At 33.1% G+C, this 20,935-nt stretch carries 18 protein-coding genes; 10 read left to right on the forward strand and 8 right to left on the reverse strand.

The window, feature by feature from the left end; all coding sequences use genetic code 11:
- Positions 1–25: 25 nt before the first annotated feature.
- Genes ACFS5J_RS02830 through argS form a run of 4 tightly spaced genes read right to left on the reverse strand, consistent with a single transcriptional unit; the run spans position 26 to position 6,176 of the window.
- Positions 26–1,510 (reverse strand): MBOAT family O-acyltransferase, encoded by a 1,485-nt coding sequence (locus ACFS5J_RS02830; protein WP_379810468.1) that lies wholly within the window; start codon positions 1,508–1,510, stop codon positions 26–28.
- Positions 1,511–2,938 carry a GDSL-type esterase/lipase family protein gene (locus ACFS5J_RS02835; protein ID WP_379810469.1) on the reverse strand — a complete coding sequence of 476 codons (1,428 nt, stop codon included), beginning with the start codon at positions 2,936–2,938 and terminating at the stop codon, positions 1,511–1,513.
- Positions 2,928–4,385, reverse strand: a complete 1,458-nt coding sequence (locus ACFS5J_RS02840; RefSeq protein WP_379810470.1) for a hypothetical protein — start codon at positions 4,383–4,385, stop codon at positions 2,928–2,930. Before ACFS5J_RS02840 ends, ACFS5J_RS02835 begins: the two co-directional genes overlap by 11 nt.
- A gap of 12 nt (positions 4,386–4,397) precedes the next feature.
- On the reverse strand, positions 4,398–6,176 hold the full coding sequence (gene argS, locus ACFS5J_RS02845) for an arginine--tRNA ligase (RefSeq protein WP_379810471.1): 1,779 nt from the start codon (positions 6,174–6,176) through the stop codon (positions 4,398–4,400).
- 189 nt (positions 6,177–6,365) lie between these two features.
- Here argS and ACFS5J_RS02850 point away from each other — a divergent pair, with 189 nt between their 5' ends.
- The gene (locus tag ACFS5J_RS02850) at positions 6,366–8,765 is read left to right on the forward strand and encodes a TonB-dependent receptor domain-containing protein (RefSeq protein WP_379810472.1); all 2,400 of its coding nucleotides are present in this window, start codon (positions 6,366–6,368) and stop codon (positions 8,763–8,765) included.
- A 71-nt stretch (positions 8,766–8,836) separates the two neighbouring features.
- Here the strand turns inward: ACFS5J_RS02850 and ACFS5J_RS02855 are convergent, their stop codons facing one another.
- Complete coding sequence (locus ACFS5J_RS02855; RefSeq protein WP_379810708.1) at positions 8,837–9,844, reverse strand: 3-oxoacyl-ACP synthase III family protein; 1,008 nt, start codon at positions 9,842–9,844, stop codon at positions 8,837–8,839.
- Positions 9,845–10,177: 333 nt separating this feature from the next.
- Between ACFS5J_RS02855 and ACFS5J_RS02860 the strand changes: the two genes are divergently transcribed.
- Together ACFS5J_RS02860 and ACFS5J_RS02865 are read left to right on the forward strand one after the other, a co-directional pair.
- Entirely contained in the window at positions 10,178–10,711 is a 534-nt protein-coding gene (locus tag ACFS5J_RS02860; RefSeq protein WP_379810473.1) for a hypothetical protein, read from the forward strand.
- A gap of 48 nt (positions 10,712–10,759) precedes the next feature.
- The gene (locus ACFS5J_RS02865) at positions 10,760–11,770 is read left to right on the forward strand and encodes a DUF481 domain-containing protein (protein WP_379810474.1); all 1,011 of its coding nucleotides are present in this window, start codon (positions 10,760–10,762) and stop codon (positions 11,768–11,770) included.
- Positions 11,771–11,830: 60 nt separating this feature from the next.
- On the opposite strand, the gene ACFS5J_RS02870 is transcribed toward ACFS5J_RS02865, so the two are convergent.
- Entirely contained in the window at positions 11,831–12,766 is a 936-nt protein-coding gene (locus ACFS5J_RS02870; protein ID WP_379810476.1) for an ABC transporter ATP-binding protein, read from the reverse strand.
- Positions 12,767–12,953: 187 nt separating this feature from the next.
- Between ACFS5J_RS02870 and ACFS5J_RS02875 the strand changes: the two genes are divergently transcribed.
- Positions 12,954–13,559 (forward strand): hypothetical protein, encoded by a 606-nt coding sequence (locus ACFS5J_RS02875; protein WP_379810477.1) that lies wholly within the window; start codon positions 12,954–12,956, stop codon positions 13,557–13,559.
- A 47-nt stretch (positions 13,560–13,606) separates the two neighbouring features.
- On the opposite strand, the gene ACFS5J_RS02880 is transcribed toward ACFS5J_RS02875, so the two are convergent.
- Both ACFS5J_RS02880 and ACFS5J_RS02885 read right to left on the reverse strand, forming a co-directional pair.
- Positions 13,607–14,302 carry an OmpA family protein gene (locus ACFS5J_RS02880; protein ID WP_379810478.1) on the reverse strand — a complete coding sequence of 232 codons (696 nt, stop codon included), beginning with the start codon at positions 14,300–14,302 and terminating at the stop codon, positions 13,607–13,609.
- A gap of 14 nt (positions 14,303–14,316) precedes the next feature.
- Positions 14,317–14,793 (reverse strand): lipocalin family protein, encoded by a 477-nt coding sequence (locus ACFS5J_RS02885; RefSeq protein WP_379810479.1) that lies wholly within the window; start codon positions 14,791–14,793, stop codon positions 14,317–14,319.
- A gap of 170 nt (positions 14,794–14,963) precedes the next feature.
- Between ACFS5J_RS02885 and htpG the strand changes: the two genes are divergently transcribed.
- The 6 genes from htpG to ACFS5J_RS02915 all read left to right on the forward strand — a co-directional run bounded on the left by htpG (position 14,964) and on the right by ACFS5J_RS02915 (position 20,929).
- Positions 14,964–16,850 (forward strand): molecular chaperone HtpG, encoded by a 1,887-nt coding sequence (gene htpG / locus ACFS5J_RS02890; protein WP_379810480.1) that lies wholly within the window; start codon positions 14,964–14,966, stop codon positions 16,848–16,850.
- 120 nt (positions 16,851–16,970) lie between these two features.
- A complete protein-coding gene (locus ACFS5J_RS02895) occupies positions 16,971–17,813 on the forward strand; it encodes a hypothetical protein (protein WP_379810481.1) in 843 nt (280 codons plus the stop codon).
- A 125-nt stretch (positions 17,814–17,938) separates the two neighbouring features.
- On the forward strand, positions 17,939–18,832 hold the full coding sequence (locus ACFS5J_RS02900; protein WP_379810709.1) for an EamA family transporter: 894 nt from the start codon (positions 17,939–17,941) through the stop codon (positions 18,830–18,832).
- Positions 18,833–19,141: 309 nt separating this feature from the next.
- Positions 19,142–19,843 (forward strand): aquaporin Z, encoded by a 702-nt coding sequence (gene aqpZ / locus ACFS5J_RS02905; RefSeq protein WP_379810482.1) that lies wholly within the window; start codon positions 19,142–19,144, stop codon positions 19,841–19,843.
- A 62-nt stretch (positions 19,844–19,905) separates the two neighbouring features.
- Positions 19,906–20,508: an alpha-ketoglutarate-dependent dioxygenase AlkB family protein gene (locus ACFS5J_RS02910; protein WP_379810483.1), complete on the forward strand. Its 603-nt coding sequence runs from the start codon at positions 19,906–19,908 to the stop codon at positions 20,506–20,508.
- Between the two features lie 139 nt (positions 20,509–20,647).
- On the forward strand, positions 20,648–20,929 hold the full coding sequence (locus tag ACFS5J_RS02915) for a TIGR03643 family protein (RefSeq protein ID WP_379810484.1): 282 nt from the start codon (positions 20,648–20,650) through the stop codon (positions 20,927–20,929).
- Positions 20,930–20,935: the final 6 nt, after the last annotated feature.

Raw genomic sequence — 20,935 nt, forward strand, 5'->3', positions numbered from 1 at the left:
AAATTGTGAAATGTAACCTTAGTTACTAAAACTGAAAGTAAATAAAAGGCTGAGTACCTTCTGCAGCAGTAGCGTAAACAATCCAAAAAACAAAACCTAATAGTATTGCTTTTACTACCAAAGGTAACTTACCAAAGAAAGACTCATTTACAGTCATAAACTTAGTTGGTATAAAGTGCCAAACATACCCTACTAACATTAATATGAATACATTTTTATACGCTATAAGAATGGTCTTAATTTGTACCCAATCCCATTTGATTGCGCCAATATTATGAAGAATGTGCGAAACTGTCTCAAAATCCTTGGCTCTAAAAAATAACCAACAGAATACTACAAAGTGGAAAGTTAAAATAATTTTAATTGCACGAGCAAAAGCGGTTTTAGGCAATTTCAAACGAGGTTCAAAAAAACGTTCTACAGCCAAAGCGGTTCCGTGAAGCACACCCCAAAGAACAAACTTCCAATTGGCTCCATGCCATAAACCTCCAAGGAGCATTGTCATGAATAAATTAAAGTAGGTGCGTATTCTACCTTTACGGTTTCCACCCATGGAAATATACAAATAATCGCGCAACCAACTCGATAATGAAATATGCCAACGTCTCCAAAACTCGGTAATCGAAGCCGACTTATACGGTGTTTTAAAATTGGGTGGCAAAGTAAAACCCATCAACAATGCCAATCCAATTGCCATATCGGAATAACCTGAAAAATCACAATAGATTTGAATAGCATAACCATAGGATGCCATTAAATTTTCAAATGCAGTATAATTATTAGGTGCATCAAAAACACGATCAACAAAATTGACGGAGATATAATCGGAGATAACTGCTTTTTTTAATAATCCTCCTATAATTAAAAATAGTGCTTTATTAAAGTCTTCTCGAGTTAAATTCAGTTTCTGATAAATCTGAGGGATGAAATCACTCGCTCTTACTATAGGACCTGCGACCAATTGTGGAAAAAAGGAAACGAAAAATAAAAAGTCCATAAAACTTTTTGTTGGCTCCAATTGTTTACGATATACATCAATGGTATAACTCAAGGTTTGGAAAGTATAAAAGGATATTCCGACAGGTAAAATAATATCTTCAAAACCTACATTTTTACTAAAGAGTAAATTAAAGTTATCAATTAAGAAATTGGTATACTTAAAATAAGCCAAGACGCCAAGATTAATCAATAAACTCAATATCAAATAAAACTTGCGATAAAATGTTTTCTCTTCGGTAAAAATTAAACGCGACAGCGTATAATCAACCACAGAAGAAAAAATAAGCAACCAAAAATAAGCACCACTTGATTTGTAATAAAAAAACAAGGAAAACAATACTACATAAGTTATTCTAAAATAGTGTGTCTTTCGACTTAATATATAAATCAAATAAAACACTAAAAAGAATCCCAAAAACAAACCACTATTGAATAGCAATGGTTCGCTTGGATTAAAAACAAACCAGCTTTGGATAGTTTCCAAATTCAAATCTGTAAAAAGTGTTTTCACTTATTTTGTTTCCTTAAATTGTTCATAATTTTTCATAAAGGCTTCAAAAAACAATTGTCCTTGTTTTTCATATCCTGCTTTCGAATAATGCACTTTATCACGCGACATCAATCCTTTTTTATAATTGTCAGGCACACTAAATAACCCTCCTAATTCTTGAAACATATCCCAAACCGCAACATTTTGTGCAATGGCAGTCGCTCTTAATTTCTTAGCATAATCAGCCACTAAAGTATTTGGATATTTTTGCTTAAAAAGCGACGGTGGTGGTGTTGTCAATACAATTGACACTGCTGGTTGTTTACTTCGAATGTTTTGAATCATAGCTGACAATTGTTCGAAATATTCTGATGTATTGCGTTTGTCAAAACTTTCATTTGTTCCCAAAGAGATAACCACTAAATCACTCTCTAAAGCAGTCAGTTGGTTAAAAAACATTGGAAACCTATTGTAATCCGATGCTTTTGCACCGTTTACACCGATGGCACTGTATACGACACCTGGAAGGTTATTTTCTAATATCAATCCGTTTAACGAATAGCTTGAAAAACCATCATTTGCTACAAGATAAAGCGTATCGATAATTTCATCACTATAATAATTCCAAGAAGCAGTATCTTCTAAAAGCATCAACGGAATAAACTCTTTTCTACTAATATGCTTTTGCTCCATCTCCTTCAATGGAATACGCAATGTTTTTCCTGCTAGGATATTATTGGAACGTAACCCATTTTCCGATTTAATGGCTAATACGGTAACATGGTATTTTGATGCAATTGTAGATAAGGTTTCTCCCGACTTGATTTTATGAATACTCTTTTTAGGAACATTTGATGTAATCACTATATCTTTTGAAGCAGTAGCCATATCAAAAAAGCGTGTTTTGTTCGGTGTAACCAATTTAACGGTTTGAAAAGCATATTGTTTATCACGAGCCGTAATTTGAATCACAAAGTCTTTTACTGAAGATTCCAATGCGATACCGCTTAATCCAACAGGTTTTGTAGTATCTTTATAAATATTACGATATCCTTCAAAACTTGCATTTGAAGAATATTTTATAGCATAATTCCCATTGGTTTTCGCTAAGTTATAAGGGAATGAAAAACCAAGTCCGCCGTTTCCAAATTCCTCCTGTAACAACGCTCGCATTTTCCCCGAAAACAAGTCGGCCTGAATATGAGAATCACCAATATGAACAATTCGTAATTTACAATCTTTTAATTGTTCGAGCTGTAAAAGTTTTACATAAAATGAACGAATAGCCTCAGCATTTACCAATTCATTCTTTGGTAAATCTATAGTTGTAGAATCAACCATTACGGTATCGATTACCACTTCAGTACTTTCAAAATCAGTGCTATCAATAATTTGCGCATTTGAAACTTGAAAAAATAAAATAAAAAGTGCTATAATTTTACGGTACATCTAAAGTGTCTTTTGATTGCTGGTGTATACTATCGCTTTGTTTTTTTACCACTTGGCGTTTTGTACGCATTCTGTAGTAACGGTTATAGCCATTTTGAATTTGATCAAACATCATTTTACCAACGGCATTAGCCCCTCTATGATTAAAATGTGTATAATCTTTATTAGCTTTCGAAGGTTCTTTTTCTACCCATTGAATCATACTGCCATCACCCCCCATAAGTTGGAATAAATTTACAAAACCAGAATTTGACGCTATAGCATAACGTTTTTGCGCCAATGATAATGGCACAACCGCCGAATCGGTTCTCATTTCCAAGTCATACTTCGTTGCTTTATCTGCCGTTGATACAATTAAGATAGCTACACCCGGGAAACACTCGCGTAAATGTGCAACCACTTTTTCCATGCGTCTTTCGTACCAAGAATAGTTTAACGAACCATAATTTAAAACATTGGTTCCATAATGCAACACTATTAAATCGTATCCCAATTCTTTTTGGAAAGCTGCCATCATTTTTTTAGAAAACAACGACAATGGCAATCCTGAATTCCCTCTACTTGAAAAATTATCTACATGTATTCCTTTTCCATCATCAAAATTCAATCCGTAAAATGGAATACTATCTGCATTTTTAAAATACAATTGTAAGGAAGGTAATCTACCTGCACTTATTTTTACAGTATTCAACACTTTTGATGGATTTAACTTACGTGAAATCGTATCCCCCTTGGAAACATAAAATACGCTTCCGCCTTTATTTGCAGACTCTCCGTAAAATAACGTAGGTTGGTCTATGGTAGTTGCAAAAGGCGTATTATTCGCCTTATAATTCACCCAAGGATAAACAAGAGAATCATTCGCGTAAAATACATGCCCGTTAACCCCAAAAAAAGCAGAAGGTTGACGTACTTTCATATAGGATTCGGAAGACCAATTTGGTGAAAACGTATGACGTAGAGAACTACGAGAACTCGCTGACTCTGATGTAATATTGACGAAGCCAACACCTTCACCTCCGAATTTCTCTTGCAAAAACTTTCTAAAATCTTTTACAATCATGTCACCATCCGTCATCGAATCACCAAAGTACGCAATACGCACTTTACCTTTTTGCTGAGTTTCCAACAAAAATAGTTTTTCATAAAACGGAATTAAATATTGGTGACCTTCATAAGTTTCATAGTTTTCAGCAGGAAATTGAATACCGTCTATAGCTTCAAAAGTAATTTTATCTTGTATAACAGTAGTATCTATTGTTTCATGTAGAATTCCACTTGTTTTAGCAACGGCTTCTAGCATTAAACTATCTACGGTTACATTTTTCAACACCTCGCTGGTACCTGGAAACAAGTGTTTCGGCAATACTAATTTAAAAACAAAAAAAGCAACCGTTGCAACCAAAAGTGCAAAGAAGGTCTTGAAAAAGTAAGCTGTAGATTTCAAAGGTAGTATAAATTACATGCGCTCAGGAACCTGAATTCCTAACAACTGAAACGCATTCTTAATCGTTAATCCTATCGATTGTGCTAATTGTACACGGAATGTTTTTTTAACAATATCACTTTCGCCCAAAATAGAAACGTTTTGATAGAATGAATTAAACTCTTTAACCAAATCATACGAATAATTAGCAATCAAAGCGGGACTGTAATGTGCTGCTGCATTTTGAACTACTTCTGGAAATAATTGCAATTGTTTGATCAATTCTTTTTCCTTTTCATGTAATTCTAAAGCATTTACCGCTTGTGAATAATCGAAATCTGCTTTACGTAAAATCGATTGAATACGTGCATAAGTATATTGAATAAACGGCCCTGTATTTCCATTAAAGTCCACTGACTCTTCTGGATTAAACATCATTTGTTTTTTAGGATCTACTTTCAACATATAATATTTTAAAGCACCTAAACCAATTGTTTTATACAATTCTGCCTTTTCAGCATCTGAATAGCCATCTAATTTCCCTAATTCTTCCGAAATCGATTGCGCTGTTGTAGTCATTTCATGCATTAAATCATCCGCATCTACCACAGTACCTTCACGCGATTTCATTTTTCCAGAAGGTAGTTCAACCATTCCGTAACTTAAATGATACAAGCTATCAGCCCAGTCAAAACCTAATTTCTTAAGAATTAAGAACAATACTTTAAAGTGATAATCTTGCTCGTTACCCACCGTATAAACCATACCTCCAACATCTGGATTATCTTTTACACGTTGGATTGCAGTTCCAATATCTTGAGTCATGTATACAGCTGTACCATCTGAACGTAATACAATTTTACGATCTAGTCCGTCTTCTGTTAAATCAATCCAAACGGAACCATCTGGATCTCTTTCAAAAATTCCTTTTTCTAAACCGAATTGTACCACTTCTTTCCCTAACAGGTAAGTGTTACTTTCGTAATAATAGCTATCAAAATCAACACCTAAATTCCTGTAAGTTTCTTCAAAACCATCGTATACCCACTGGTTCATCTCTTTCCATAATGCAACCACTTCGGCATCACCCGCTTCCCATTTACGTAACATTTCTTGCGCTTCCAAAATAGAAGGTGCTTCTTTTTTAGCTTCCTCTTCTGTTTTACCTTGTGCAATTAAATCGTTGATTTCTTTTTTATTCTGTTTATCAAATTCAACATAAAAGTTACCTACCAACTTATCGCCTTTTAAACCAGTTGACGTTGGAGTAGCACCATTTCCATATTTCTGCCATGCCAACATTGACTTACAAATGTGGATACCACGGTCGTTGATAATTTGTGTTTTATATACTTTTTTACCAGATGCCTTTAAAATTTCAGCTACCGAATACCCCAATAAATTATTACGGATGTGACCTAAATGCAAAGGCTTATTCGTATTTGGCGATGAATACTCCACCATAATCGCTTTTGAACCTTCAGCAGGCGCAACAAATCCAAAAGTTGCGTTATCTTTTATCGAATTGAAATAATTCACATAAAAGGCATCAGAAATAACAATATTTAAAAATCCAGCAACCACGTTGAATTTTTCAACATCAGCAACATTTTCTACTAAATAAGTTCCAATTTTAGTCCCTATTTCTACTGGATTTCCTTTTAAAAGTTTCACCAAAGGAAAAACAACCATAGTAATATCACCCTCAAACTCCCTACGCGTAGCTTGAAATTCAACTTTATCAATGGTTAAATCGAATAAATTTTGAACAGCTGTCTGAATGTGTTGGGTAAGTGTTTCTTGTAATGTCATTTTTCTTTGATTTTATAAGGTGCAAATTTAATAATTAGTCCTTAGTAATTCATGATTCATGATTAGTTTTTTATGGATTACGGGACTTGGAATGTTAAAGAAATCATAAAACAACTGCTCACTTGTAACGAAACTGAATTTAATCTGTCTTTTAGCTATCATCAATCAAAGAACAAAACAGTTTTTCAAATGAAACTAAAATTTTTAATTGTACTACTTTTGAGCAATTTTATGAGTTTATTTGCTCAAAGTTCTGGTTCAATTACTGGAAAAGTAATGGACAAAAACACAAACGAACCGCTTCCCTATGTAACTGTTGTGCTTAAGGAAAATGAAACCATGGTTACTGGAGGAATAACCAATGAAGCAGGTATTTTTGACATCGACAAACTGGCTCCAAAAAATTACACCCTTGAAATTCAATTTATTGGTTACAAAACCGTTGTAAAAAAATGCGAATTATCTGAAATCAGAAGAATCGACTTAGGAACAATTGTAATTGAAGAAGATGTTGCCCAACTTGAAGGTGTTGAAGTGGTCGCAGAACAATCGCAAATGGTTCAAAAAATTGACCGTAAAGTCATAAACGTTGGTAAAGATTTAATTGCATCTGGAACAACTGCTTCAGAAATAATGAACAATGTTCCTACTTTGAGTATCGATCCGCAGACTAAAGAAATCAGCATGCGCGGTAACTCAAATGTTCGCGTTTTAATTGACGGAAAACCATCCAATATACCTGTTGAACAATTGTTACAACAAATTCCATCTGCCTCTATAAAACAAATTGAGTTAATTACCAATCCTTCTGCAAAATACAACCCAGAGGGAATGAGTGGAATTATTAATATCATTTTGCATAAAAATTCACAAGATGGTTTCAATGGTTCTATCAATACGGGGGTAACTTTTGGCATTACACCAAAAACAAATTCAAACTTGAATTTGAACTATAGAGTTGGTAAAGTCAATTTCTACACCAATTACGGTTACAATCATGGGATAAATGCAAACAACGGCTTTATTGAGAATGAAAAAACTAATGCCGAAAACCGTCAGGATTTTAAATTCAAAAATTTAAACAATTCGCATTTAATAAAACTTGGAGTAGACTACTACATCAACGATAAAAACAATATTTCGTTTTACACGAACCAAAACATCTCTGATGTAAATGGAAATGGCACAACTTTCGTTCGTTATTACAACCCATCTGCCAACAATAGAGATTCAGATCAATTCTTTTTCAACGAAAATGATAGTTACAACCAAACTTACGATTTATCGTATCACCATGATTTTAATAAAAAAGATGAGATTTTAGACGTACAATTTAACTATTCTAAAACTAAAAATTCAGAAGACACCCAATACAATGAAGCTATATATTCACCATACAATAGCTATTCAAGATTCAATTTCATTGATGGAAATACCGATTATTTCCAATTCAATCTTGATTATGTAAACCCGTTAACGGAATCATCAAAATTAGAATTAGGAGTAGAAACACGTTTGCAAACTACCTCCAACACCTTTGATGATGTGCAAACATCTGGCACAACTTATAATGTTTTCGATTTTAATAGAGATATTTATTCTGCTTATGCGAATATTGGGAAACAACTAGGAAAATGGAGTGGTCAGTTGGGTGTGCGCTTAGAATACTTTGATTTAAAAGCCGACTTTGCTTCTACAGGTATAAACACACAAAATGTAAACGATGATATTTTTACAGCTTATCCTTCCGCTTTTTTAACATACACAAAAGACGATAAAAATTCGTTCAATTTTAATTATTCAAGAAGAGTTGACAGACCGAGTATTGGTCAATTAAATCCGATTCGAGAATGGAGGACAGTACAATTGGAGTCGCGAGGTAATCCAGAACTAGAACCACAATTTACCAATTCATTTGAAGCAAACTATACCCGAAAAACAAAAATAGGCTCGATTACAAGTGGCGCGTTTTACCGTTTAATTAACGATGAAATTTCAAGAGTAGTATTTGACGATCCTAATAATGAAAATGGGCTTATTTTATCATATGACAACTTTAACAACAACAAAGCATATGGTTTTGAAACTTCTGCCAATTTAAAATTTGCAAAATGGTGGTCGGTAAATACCAGTGCCGATGTTTACTTTAAAACAGTGAAAGGAACCATTCAAAATGCCGATACTGGAGAATTTGAAAATGCCGCAGTAGATGTAACCGCATTCAATTTTAGAATGAATAACAATTTTACTGCTACTAAAAATTTACGTTTTCAATTATTCGGTTTTTATAGAGGACGCGATTTAAGTCTCCAGTTTGAAAGAAAAGAAATGTACAAAATAGACGTTGGTTCAAGTTACAATTTTGCAAAAGGCAAAGGAACCATAACCGCTCGTTTTAACGATGTTTTCGATACTATGCGATTTGCATTTGATGGAAACATTCCTCACAGACAATACGGTGCTTTTCATTGGGAAAACCAAACGGTTTATTTAGGTGTTAATTACCTTTTTGGAGGTGGTAAAAGCAGAGCCTTATCCAGAAAACAGCGTGATGCCAACGAAGCACAAAGCAGTGGCGGTATGTTTTAATAAAAAAGTTAATTAATAAAAAAAGCGATTCAACTGATTGAATCGCTTTTTTTATTTTCATGTTGTATAATTTACCAACGAATAATAGCACTCCCCCAAGTAAAACCACTACCAAAAGCTGCTAAAACCACTAAATCACCTTCTTTAATTTTACCTTGTTCCCATGCTTCTGTTAAAGCTATTGGAATTGACGCTGCAGTAGTATTCCCATATTTTTGAATGTTGTTATACACCTGATTGTCTTCTAATTTGAATTTCTGTTGGATAAATTGAGAAATTCTCAAATTTGCTTGATGTGGAATCAACATATTGATATCTGAAACAACTAAATTATTTGCTTGAAGTCCTTCATTAATAACCTCACTAAAACGCGTTACAGCATTTTTAAAAACAAACTGCCCGTTCATGTAAGGGTAATAACTTTCGTCATCAGGATTATTCTCTTTTATAATATCGGTTACCCAACGTTTTCCCATACCTGGTGCAATAACCGCCAATTCTTCAGCATACTGTCCTTCTGAATGTAAATGCGTTGATAAAATTCCTTTCGTTTTATCTTCTGTACGGGAAACAACTGCTGCACCCGCTCCATCACCGAAAATAACCGAAACTCCACGTCCACGTGTTGTCATATCCAAACCTTTAGATTGTAATTCCGAACCAATTACTAAAACGTTTTTATACATTCCAGTTTTAATAAATTGATCTGCAACTGACAATCCGTATACAAATCCAGAACATTGATTACGAATATCCAAAGCTCCTACTGTTTTCAGGCCTAAATCACGTTGTACTAAAACCCCAGGTCCTGGAAAATAATACTCTGGACTTAAAGTAGCGAAAACAATAAAATCGATATCTTCTTTTGCAATTCCAGAACGCTCAATTGCCATAATAGCTGCCTTAACTCCCATTGCAGTAGTAGTATCATCAGGACTATTAACATGTCTTCTTTCTTTAATACCTGTTCGTTCTTGAATCCATTCATCGTTGGTATCCATCAACCTTGACAAATCGTCATTAGTAACCACATTATCAGGAACATAATACCCTAAACCCGATATCTTTGAATTATACATTGTCATATTATTAATTTAAGACCACAAAATTATAAAATTATCAAAAAAGTTTGATTTTCAGCCCTCTATTTTAACATTTTATAAAAACAGCTGTGATTTTAAACTGATACTATATCCTTTTAACGACGATTCTATTATATCAATTTTGTAAATAAATACATTAAAATTTTACAACTCATTTCAAATCTCCTTTTTTTTACATAACTTGCTATAGTTTAAAACATTGCGTATTTTACCATATCTACTTTACTTAGTAATACTACAATTTGTTTTAAATCGTATTTATCATCATTACTATATTGTTTTTTTATCAATCATAAAAAATAAAACTCAATGAAAAAATACACACTAATCCTAGCATTACTATTGAGCTTTGAAACATGGGCTCAAGAATCCCCAAATAAAGAAGAAAATTTCAAACCCCATCATTCTGTTGCGCTACTATTAGGACATACTCATTTAAGAAAAGGAGCTAGTGAAAATGATACCAAATGGTTATCCTTACCCTCAATAGGATTGGATTACAATTACCATTTCAATCCGGAATGGAGTATTGGTTTACACAATGACATTATTACAGAAAATTTTGCTGTTGAAAAAACAGACGGAAATGAAGTTATCGAACGTACAAAACCAATCGCTTCCTTATTAGCTGTTGGTTATAAACCAGGAAAACACTTTACCTATCAATTTGGACTAGGCGGTGAATTTGCTAAAGAAGAAAATTTTTTCGTCACCAGAGTAGGAATTGAATACAGTCTTGAATTGCCAAAGGAATTTGAATTATTAGGAAACTTTGGATACGACTTGAAATGGAAAGGGTATGACAGCTTTGCTATAGGTATTGGAATTGCAAAAATCTTTTAATTTTAAAACCTAAACTTTAGAAATCTATAAGGCTTAAATACATAATATATGAAGCAAATATTCACTTTAATCATAATCTGTATCACAAGCTTAACCTATGCCCAAAAAGACACTTTAGTTTTTAAAAACAAGGATGTTATTGTAGGGGAATTTAAAGAACTTAAGAATAATATTATTACGGTTAAAACAAGTTATAGTGACGCTGATTTTAAAATTGAATTTGATAAAGTTGTAAGCCTACAACTCGAAAACAACTACACAATTGAACTAATTAATGGTACCCGATTATATGGCGCATTAAAAACCAACAAATACGGGCAATTAATCATGCACGGAGTAGACAATAAAGACCAATTAGTCGAACTTACCGAAATTGTGAGCATGCAAAAAATTCACAATCGTTTCTTCAAAAGGTTCAAAGCTAATTTTGACTTAGGTTTTAATTTATCTCGGTCAAATGATACTCGACAATTAACGTTTGCCGGTGGAGTTACCTATTTAAGCGATCATTGGAATCATAAATTACAATACAATTTATTACATACCTATCAAGAAAACGCAGACAATATTGACCGTATTGATTGGCAATTTGATTCTAAAAACTTTCTTCACAACCGATGGTTTATTGGAGCTTCAATAAACTTTTTATCCAATTCAAGTCAAGGTCTTGAATCACGTTTTACTCCAGGTGTGGGTACTGGTAAATATTTGTTTAAAAACACTAAACTATATTTACTGACTGGCGTAGGTTTTGTGTACAACTTGGAGAAATATTTAGACTCTAATCTTAACAAAAAATCCACAGAGGGACTTATCACTGTTCAATTTAATATGTTTAATTTTAAAAATATCAACTTTAACACTTCCATCAATGCATACCCAAGTTTATCAGAAAAAGGACGTTTTAGAACAGACTTTAACAGTTACTTGAAATACGATTTACCTTTTGATATTTATATAAAAACAGGGTTACAATTGAATTATGACAACCAGCCAGCAGTATCAGGATTTGATACCGATTACGTATTTACAACCGGAATAGGATGGGAATTAAAATAAGAATATAAAAATGCACTAATTAATCCTAACCTAAGGATTTTTTACTTGAAAAAGCTTGTACTAGTTGACAAGCTTTTTTTGTATTTCAACACCTACTGTAACACCTTTTTCCAAAGCGCTATCATGTTCAAAATAAAGTGTACGACCATTCATTCCTGCATCAATTAAATAATAACTCCCTCTAAAAAAGGCATCAATTACTTTTACCTCAAAATCTGGAGTATCTGAAACTTTCAATTGATGAGGATATACAAAATAAGGTTCTCCATTCACTTTAATCATATTTACATCACCAAACAAAGATGCTGTATAAAATGATTTTGGCTCATTATACAAGGTTTTAGCGTCTTCAAATTCCAACATTTTACCATCTTTCAAAACCAATACTTGATCACAAAATGAAAGAACATCTTGTGCATCATGTGTTGCTATTATACAAGTTATACCCTTTTGTTCGAAATAACCAAAAAGACGTCTCCTTAAGCTATTTCTCCTAAAATTATCAATATGACTAAACGGCTCATCAAGAAGTAACAACTCAGGTTCCTTTGCCAACACTTTAGCTAAAGCTACGCGTTGCATTTGCCCTCCACTTAAATGCATTACTTTTACATCTGCATAATCATCCATCTCTACAACTTCAAGTAATTCATTGATTCTACTTTGCTTGATTTCAGGATAAAAATTAGACAAATACTTACCAACATTTTCAGCAACTGTTATATAAGGCATTAAATCAAAATCTTGAGCTAGATACTTCATTTCATCAACACCCGGAATTAAATGATGTTCTGGCCCCAAAACTTGCACATCATTCCAATAAATTGACCCCGAATTCAAATCAAACAACCCATAAATAAGTTTTAGTAATGTACTTTTACCACAACCACTTTCTCCTATTAAGGCCATTGTTTTACCTCTCTCTAATTTGAAGTCTATACCCTCTAAAACTATTTTTTTTTGATATGAAAATGAAATTGATTGTACTAAAAGCATGTTTTTTTTGTTTTACAAGTATACAAGTTTACAAATTCGAATGAACATTACAAATAACTTTCAGATAAAACACAAACAAAAAAAATACCCCAAACTAGTATTCAACCATTTAAAATATTAAACAAAAGAAATATCATTTTTAATACTCCAAATTTTAAAAACCTAACAATTACTAATTTTAACAAAAATGAAAAAACTATTTTTTTCATGTACATTAATGATATGTACATTATTAACAAACAACACTACTTTTGCACAACGATTCGGATTTGAAGTCAATTATGGCTTGAACGGCGTAACATCACCTAGTATTTCAAATTTTTCCCATTTTGGAGCTGGAGTAACTTATGATTTTGACGAAACTTTCGGTCTTAAAACCGATTTCGGATCCGATACATTTAGGGACATACTTCCCAATTTCTCAAAAGAAACAGGAGTAAATATAACCCGATTTTCATTGCAAGGAACTGTTAACATTTCAACATTAATCCGTGAAACTAACATGTATAACACTTTAAACTTAATAGCTCATGCAGGTGGAGGTTATTCGGTTTTAAAATCTAATATTAATACAGGAACTGACAATGCTGTCAATGTAATTATGGGACTTACGCCTCGTTTTAAGTTAGCCTATAATTTATTCTTATTTGTTGATGCATCTGTTATTTTTAATGTTTCGCAACATTATAAATTTGATGGCTTACCAGCTTATGATGGTAAAACACCAAATTCAATAACCGGAATCATGTACAATTTATCTGGTGGAATTGCCTATCAGTTTGATACCAATTAAAAAAGGGCATCCATTTGGATGCCCTTTTTTAATATACTAAAAACTAATTACTTTCCAGCTTCTTTTTCAGCATCTTGAATCATTTTTTCATTTGCTACAATAGCAAACTCTACTCTTCGATTTTTACTTCTACCAGCTTCCGTTTCATTATCGGCTATAGGATCTGCTTCCCCCATACCTACAACTTCAAAGCGCGACACAACTAACCCTTTGCTTGTTAAATAATTTTTAACTGAAGCGGCACGTTTTTCAGAAAGACCCAAATTATACTCATCAGAACCTTTACTGTCTGTGTAACCAAAAATCTTGATGTCCGTATCTGCATATTCCTTAAAAACAGGAACCAACTTATCTAAATTTTGTTTTGCTTTAGCCGTTAAAGTAGCCTGATTAAAATCAAAATTCACTGAACTTTCTCCTAAAACCAAACGAATACCTTCTCCTACGCGTTCTACTTCTGCACCAGGCACAGCTTGCTCGATTTCACGCGCTTGTTTATCCATTTTATTACCAATTACACCTCCTGTTACACCACCTACAGCTCCACCGATTACAGCTCCTAATGCACCGTTTCCACCTTTTCCTAGGTTATTCCCTAAAACACCACCAATTACAGCTCCTGCAGCAGTTCCAATTGCTGCTCCACGTTGCGTCTTGTTTGTATTTTTAATAGCTTCACAACTAGTTGAAAGAAATGATAAGCCTAATGATAAGATTACAATATATGATACTGATTTTTTCATAATTTTATTTGGGATTAATTAATTCGTTGAAATTGATACACTACATCTGTTGGCTTACCTCCTACATTGATATGATCTATCAATTGAAAGCTACTCTCCGAAATATTAGCTACTTTTAACACATAACCTTGGTTTACATTTTTAGCTTTAGCTGCATTTAAAATTTTCATTACAAACTGCCCATCTTTATTAATGTACCAAGTAATATCAGACGAATAGTCTGTACAACCGCTTCCTGTTAAGTCAAAATGTCCTTTATTGTTGTTGGATACAAATTTCCAACTACTCCCAACAAAACATTTGGAATCTACCAAATCAAAAGAAGTCACTTTAATATATTCAGAACCTGGGTACGTTACCCCTGTAACGTTCCAATTCCCTTTTAAGGCTACTTCAGTTTTATTATCCAGTTTTGTAGTAACTGGTGAACTTGTAGACTTACATCCAAAGACAAAAACTGAAAACACAAGGAGTACAATAATTTTTCTCATATTAGTCATTTTTTAAATATTTCTCTTACAAAGGTAATAATCAAAAGCTGTATTTATTTGAACCAAACGATAAATATTACAAACATTTAACACGTCATTTTGTCAGAAAAAATGTTTTGGTATTCAATTTGACCATCAAGTTACAAAATGTTTAACTAAATATCAAAAATATGGCATCAGGAAAAATTAACGTTTCAGTAGAAAACATCTTTCCTTTAATCAAAAAGTTTTTATACAGCGACCACGAAATCTTTCTTCGTGAGTTAATTTCAAATGCAACCGATGCTACTTTAAAATTAAAGCACTTAACTAGCATTGGAGAAGCAGCAGTAGAATATGGCAATCCTAAAATTGAAATCAAAATTGACAAAGAAGGCAAAAAACTTCACATCATTGATCAAGGTTTAGGTATGACTATGGGAGAGGTTGAAAAATACATCAACCAGATTGCCTTTTCGGGTGCAGAAGAATTTTTAGAAAAATACAAAGACACTGCCAAAGATTCAGGAGTAATCGGACATTTTGGTTTAGGTTTCTATTCGGCTTTTATGGTGGCTAGTAAAGTTGAAATTATTACCAAATCGTTTAAAGATGAACCAGCAGCGCATTGGATTTGTGATGGAAGTCCAGAATTTTCATTGGAATCTCACAGCAAAACAGAAAGAGGAACTGAAATTATCTTACACATTGCAGACGATTCTTTAGAATTTTTAGAAGAAAGTAAAATCAGTGGCTTATTGAACAAATACAACAAGTTCATGCCTATCCCTATTCAGTTTGGAACAAAAAAAGAGGCACTTCCAAAACCAGAAAATGCAGCTGATGATTACAAAACAGAATACATCGATGTAGACAATATCATCAATAACCCAAATCCAGCCTGGACCAAACAACCATCAGATTTAACGACTGAAGATTATACCAATTTCTACCGTGAATTGTATCCAACACAATTTGAAGAGCCTTTGTTTAACATTCACCTTAATGTAGATTATCCTTTCAATTTAACGGGTATTTTATATTTCCCTAAGTTGGCTGCGGATTTACAAATTCAAAAAGATAAAATTCAACTGTACCAAAACCAAGTTTTTGTAACGGATAATGTTGAAGGAATTGTACCTGAATTCTTAACCATGCTAAAAGGAGTTATCGATTCGCCTGATATTCCATTAAATGTATCACGTTCATACTTACAAGCGGATGGTAATGTGAAGAAAATTTCGAATTACATAACACGAAAAGTTTCTGATAAATTAAAATCGTTATTCAATGAAAATCGTGAGGATTTTGAGAGCAAATGGAATGACATTAAAATTGTATTGGAATACGGTATGCTTTCGGAAGCTAAATTCTACGAAAAAGCAGGTGACTTTGTATTGTACCCAACAACAGATGGTAAATTCTATACTTTAGCAGAATTAAAAGAAGCCTTAGCCGCAAATCAAACCGACAAAGACGGAAAATTAGTTGTGCTTTATGCTTCAAACCAAGACGCTCAACATAGTTATATTGACATTGCTAAAGAGAAAGGATACCAAGTATTAGTATTAGACTCTCCAATTGTTTCGCATTTAATTCAAAAATTAGAAGCGGACAATGAAAATCTAACCTTTGCTCGCGTTGACGCTGATCATATCGATAAGTTAATCGCAAAAGAAGAAACGCAAATTTCTAAATTATCAGAAGAAGAAAAAGAACAATTAAAAACGACTTTAGAAGCAATTGTTCCAAAAGAAAAATATGCGGTACAACTAGAAGCAATGGATAGTAATGCTGCTCCTTTCATGATTACGCAGCCAGAATTCATGCGTAGAATGAAAGAAATGAGTCAGTCTGGTGGAGGCGGAATGTTTGGAATGGGTAATTTCCCAGAAATGTACAACTTGGTTGTCAACACAAACTCTGAACTTGCTACTTCAATTTTGGCTACAGAAAACCAAGAAACCAAAGACAGCTTGGTAAAACAAGCTTTAGATTTGGCTAAACTTTCTCAAGGATTGTTAAAAGGTGAAGAATTAACTTCATTTGTGAAACGCAATTTTGAATCATTGAAATAATTTTTTTCATTCATACTTTAAGGCCTGCAGTATTTTACTTGCAGGCTTTTTTTATAAAAACACTTTTAATTGAATATTTTTTGTATTTTTCAAAAGTAATAATCCCTAAATTTTACAACCATGAAAATTTTAAAATCACATTTTCTACAATGCTTACTGCTAGTATCAGTACTATTCCTCTCGTGTAGTAAAGACGACAACGATGAAAACCCAACATTAGACCAAGATTTATTGATTGCGAATTCTCAAATTGATTATGCCAACGAAGTTGATTTTAATAGTGGCTTGGAAATCGCAAATGACAACTCTGTGTATACTGCAAGAAATAATTCAAACTTTGAAACGTTCAATTCAAACTGCGCAACTATCACAGTTGATAATGCCAATCCAGGTGAGTTTCCAAAAACATTTACTATCGATTTTGGAACAGCATGTACCTACAATGGTATTACACGATCTGGAACTTTAACCATAACATTTTCGGATTATGTCATCAATTACGGAAGTACAATGACTATAGTGAGAGGTAACGATTATTACATAAACGGTCGCAAACTTGAAGGAACAATTGTTTACCAAAATGAAACTACCAATTCTAGTATTCCGCAATGGTCACGAACCATTACGAATGGCAAAATGACAACTTTGACTGGCGGTGTTTTTACTTTTTCAGGAACCTGGACTACACAACAAACAGCTGGAGCAGGAACACTAACTCTTGGTGATAACATTTATGAAATTATATCGGGTACACATACTATCAACCGTCCAAATGGAACAACATTAACCATGACAGTATTGGAAACTTTGGTTAAAAAATATGCCTGCAATTACATTTCGCAAGGAAAATTAGATTTACAAGGTACTTTTTTAGACGGAGTATTAGATTATGGTGACAACACTTGTGACAACCAAGCGAGTTACACACATTCAAATAATCAAGTATTCCCTATTAATCTTTAATAGTGATAAACATTCTTAAAAAAAGCAGCATCCCAATGATGCTGCTTTTTTATTAAAATACATCTCAAAAATTTCAATTCGCATTTATCTCGGCTATTTCCCTAATTTTGTTGCTAGAGTGTCTTATTATGAATAATAACAAATTAAAAGGAATAAGCTTAGTTGCCTTTGGTGCTATCAGTTATGGTATGCTTGCCACTTTTGTAAAACTTGCGTATAAAGAAGGTTACACAACTGCAGAAGTTACTACAGCACAATTTGTATATGGCATAATCGGATTGCTATTGCTTCAATTGTTTTTCAAACGCAATTCTCGAAAAGAAACAGCAAAACCCTCAAAAAAAAATATCACACAATTAATAATTGCCGGGTCATCAATTGGCTTTACAAGTGTATTTTATTACTTATGTGTAAAATACATCAACGTGTCTATTGCCATCGTGTTATTAATGCAAACCGTTTGGATGGGTGTTTTTCTGGAATGGATTTTGGAAAAAAAGAAACCATCGGCACAAAAAATAAGCGCAGTAATTATAGTGATAATTGGAACATTATTAGCAACAAACTTATTAAACAATAAAGTTGAAATAGACTGGAAAGGTTTAACCTTTGGCTTATTGGCAGCAGCGTCTTTTACCACTACTATGTTTACTGCAAATCGAATAGCACTAGGCGTTTCAACAACAAACAGAAGTCTATACATGCTTTTAGGGGGAGCTATTATTGTTGGTGTTTTTGCCCTTTTATCTCAAAACACACCTTTCAACCTTCATATTTTTGAAAAATGGGGTATTGTATTAGCGCTTTTTGGAACAATAATACCTCCCCTACTTATGAATGCCGGATTTCCAATTACTGGCTTAGGTTTAGGTAGTATTATTTCAGCGCTTGAACTTCCTGTATCCGTAATTATGGCTTTTAGTATTTTGAACGAATCTGTAATTTTTTCACAATGGGTTGGAATAACCCTCATAATCGCAGCTATTGCATTACTTAATGTAAAAATCAATAAAAAATAAACATTTTTATTGTATAATTAATATTTTTTTAAGTAAATTCGTAAACAAACTTTATAAAAAATGTTTACAGAGAGACAAATTTACACTACTAACTTTTTTTATCTGCATGCAGAAATTTGTCTTTTAAAAAAAACAACACTTTTACCTCTATCATATTTCAAGAAAATTAAAGTTTCAAACTTAGCGTTTTGTAATACCGTAAGAACTTCATTAAAACTATCTCCTAATGTAAAAGTTAAATTGGTACTATTTTACAAAACGAATACAACTTCAATTAACTACATGAGCATTAACTAATCCCTTATAATTATGAGAAAACTATTAGCAGAATTTTTTGGAACATATTGGTTAGTATTTGGCGGATGTGGAAGCGCACTCTTTGCAGCTGGAATACCAGAATTAGGAATTGGCTTTGCAGGAGTAGCCTTAGCATTCGGATTAACCGTATTAACTATGGCGTATGCTGTAGGACATATTTCGGGAGGTCATTTTAATCCAGCAGTTTCAGTAGGCTTGTGGATGGGCGGACGATTTTCTTCCAATGAATTGGTTTCATATATCATAGCTCAATGCGCAGGAGCTATATTTGCCGCTGGCACACTTTACTTCATCCTTATGGGAAAAGAAGGCTTTATAATTGATGCAACTCAAGCAGGCGCTTTTGCCTCAAATGGATTTGATGCATTCTCGCCTCAGGGATACTCTATGGCTTCGGCATTTGTTGCAGAATTTGTACTTACCATGTTTTTCTTAATTGTTATTCTAGGCGCAACAGACAAATTTGCAAATGGAAAATTTGCTGGAGTTGCAATTGGATTGGCTTTGACATTGATTCATTTAATAAGCATACCTATTACCAATACCTCTGTTAACCCTGCACGTTCACTATCACAAGCCTTGTTTGTAGGAGGAACACCACTATCACAAGTGTGGCTTTTCTGGGTAGCCCCTATTTTAGGAGCAATCGTAGGAGGTCTAATTTACAAGAATTTACTGGAGCAACGTAAATAATTTTAGTATTAAGTTTTGGTTAAAGGCGATGTATTTTACATCGCTTTTTTTATTTTTATAGCATGCTAAATTTATTTCCAAACGAGAAAATTATACTGCCATTACCAGACGCGGTATTTGAATACTACCCTAATTTCATTGACAATGAAACTGCTGATATACTATTTGAAAAAATAATGCAAGAAACACCATGGCAGCAAGATGACATTATACTATTTGGTAAAAAAATTCCACAACCCCGTTTAACAGCGCTATTTGGAGATCAAGGTTTGACTTATACTTATTCCAAATTAACTTTAAATGCTAACAAATGGAACACCCCTTTAATGTTTTTAAAAAACGAAATTGAAAACAAAACACAATTACAGTTCAATGCCGCTCTTTTAAACTTCTACCGGAATGAGAACGACAGCAACGGTTGGCATGCCGATAATGAAAAAGAATTGGGACTAGATCCGATTGTAGCCTCACTAAGTTTGGGAGAAACCAGGGTTTTTCAATTGAAACACAACACAAAAACGGATATAAAAAAAAGCATTGATTTGAAACATGGAAGTCTTATTCTGATGAAAGAAGGTAGTCAACTGCATTACAAGCATCAAATCCCAAAATCAAGCAAAATGAAAAAACCTAGAATAAATATAACTTTTAGAAGCATTCAATAATTATTTTGCAATGGAAATATTCAAAATACAGCTTAAAATAAATTTTGACAAAAAAAGGTAAGACCTTAAAATTTAATTGTTTTTTTTATTAATATTGAACTATAAACTTTTAATACTATTGTGAATTAATTTTCATGTAATGAAAAAAAGAAAAATTACGGATTTTGACAATGAATCAATAGAACGCATTGTCAGTATGGCTCAAGAGGAAAAAAAACCTTTTGAAGTAATAAAAGAAGAATTTGGTATTTCTGAAAACGATCTTACCGAATTAATGAAGAAAAAATTATCAAAAGATAATTTTGAACTTTGGAAAAAAAAGGCAGCGGGAAGTAAACCAAAACCGAAGCCAGTTAAATACAACCCAATAGAAGACGATGATTTAGACAGTAAATATTATTTTAAAAATAAATTCGATTAAACTAAA

Origin of the sequence: Flavobacterium chuncheonense, assembly GCF_042686145.1 — a bacterium.
Lineage (GTDB): Bacteria > Bacteroidota > Bacteroidia > Flavobacteriales > Flavobacteriaceae > Flavobacterium > Flavobacterium chuncheonense.

Coding starts and splice junctions, on each gene's coding strand:
- ACFS5J_RS02835 (WP_379810469.1), bottom strand. CDS start 2,938: ATGTACCGTAAAATTATAGCACTTTTTATTTTATTTTTTCAAGTTTCA.
- argS (WP_379810471.1), bottom strand. CDS start 6,176: ATGACATTACAAGAAACACTTACCCAACACATTCAGACAGCTGTTCAA.
- ACFS5J_RS02850 (WP_379810472.1), top strand. CDS start 6,366: ATGAAACTAAAATTTTTAATTGTACTACTTTTGAGCAATTTTATGAGT.
- ACFS5J_RS02855 (WP_379810708.1), bottom strand. CDS start 9,844: ATGTATAATTCAAAGATATCGGGTTTAGGGTATTATGTTCCTGATAAT.
- ACFS5J_RS02860 (WP_379810473.1), top strand. CDS start 10,178: ATGAAAAAATACACACTAATCCTAGCATTACTATTGAGCTTTGAAACA.
- ACFS5J_RS02865 (WP_379810474.1), top strand. CDS start 10,760: ATGAAGCAAATATTCACTTTAATCATAATCTGTATCACAAGCTTAACC.
- ACFS5J_RS02870 (WP_379810476.1), bottom strand. CDS start 12,766: ATGCTTTTAGTACAATCAATTTCATTTTCATATCAAAAAAAAATAGTT.
- ACFS5J_RS02875 (WP_379810477.1), top strand. CDS start 12,954: ATGAAAAAACTATTTTTTTCATGTACATTAATGATATGTACATTATTA.
- ACFS5J_RS02880 (WP_379810478.1), bottom strand. CDS start 14,302: ATGAAAAAATCAGTATCATATATTGTAATCTTATCATTAGGCTTATCA.
- ACFS5J_RS02885 (WP_379810479.1), bottom strand. CDS start 14,793: ATGAGAAAAATTATTGTACTCCTTGTGTTTTCAGTTTTTGTCTTTGGA.
- htpG (WP_379810480.1), top strand. CDS start 14,964: ATGGCATCAGGAAAAATTAACGTTTCAGTAGAAAACATCTTTCCTTTA.
- ACFS5J_RS02895 (WP_379810481.1), top strand. CDS start 16,971: ATGAAAATTTTAAAATCACATTTTCTACAATGCTTACTGCTAGTATCA.
- aqpZ (WP_379810482.1), top strand. CDS start 19,142: ATGAGAAAACTATTAGCAGAATTTTTTGGAACATATTGGTTAGTATTT.
- ACFS5J_RS02910 (WP_379810483.1), top strand. CDS start 19,906: ATGCTAAATTTATTTCCAAACGAGAAAATTATACTGCCATTACCAGAC.
- ACFS5J_RS02915 (WP_379810484.1), top strand. CDS start 20,648: ATGAAAAAAAGAAAAATTACGGATTTTGACAATGAATCAATAGAACGC.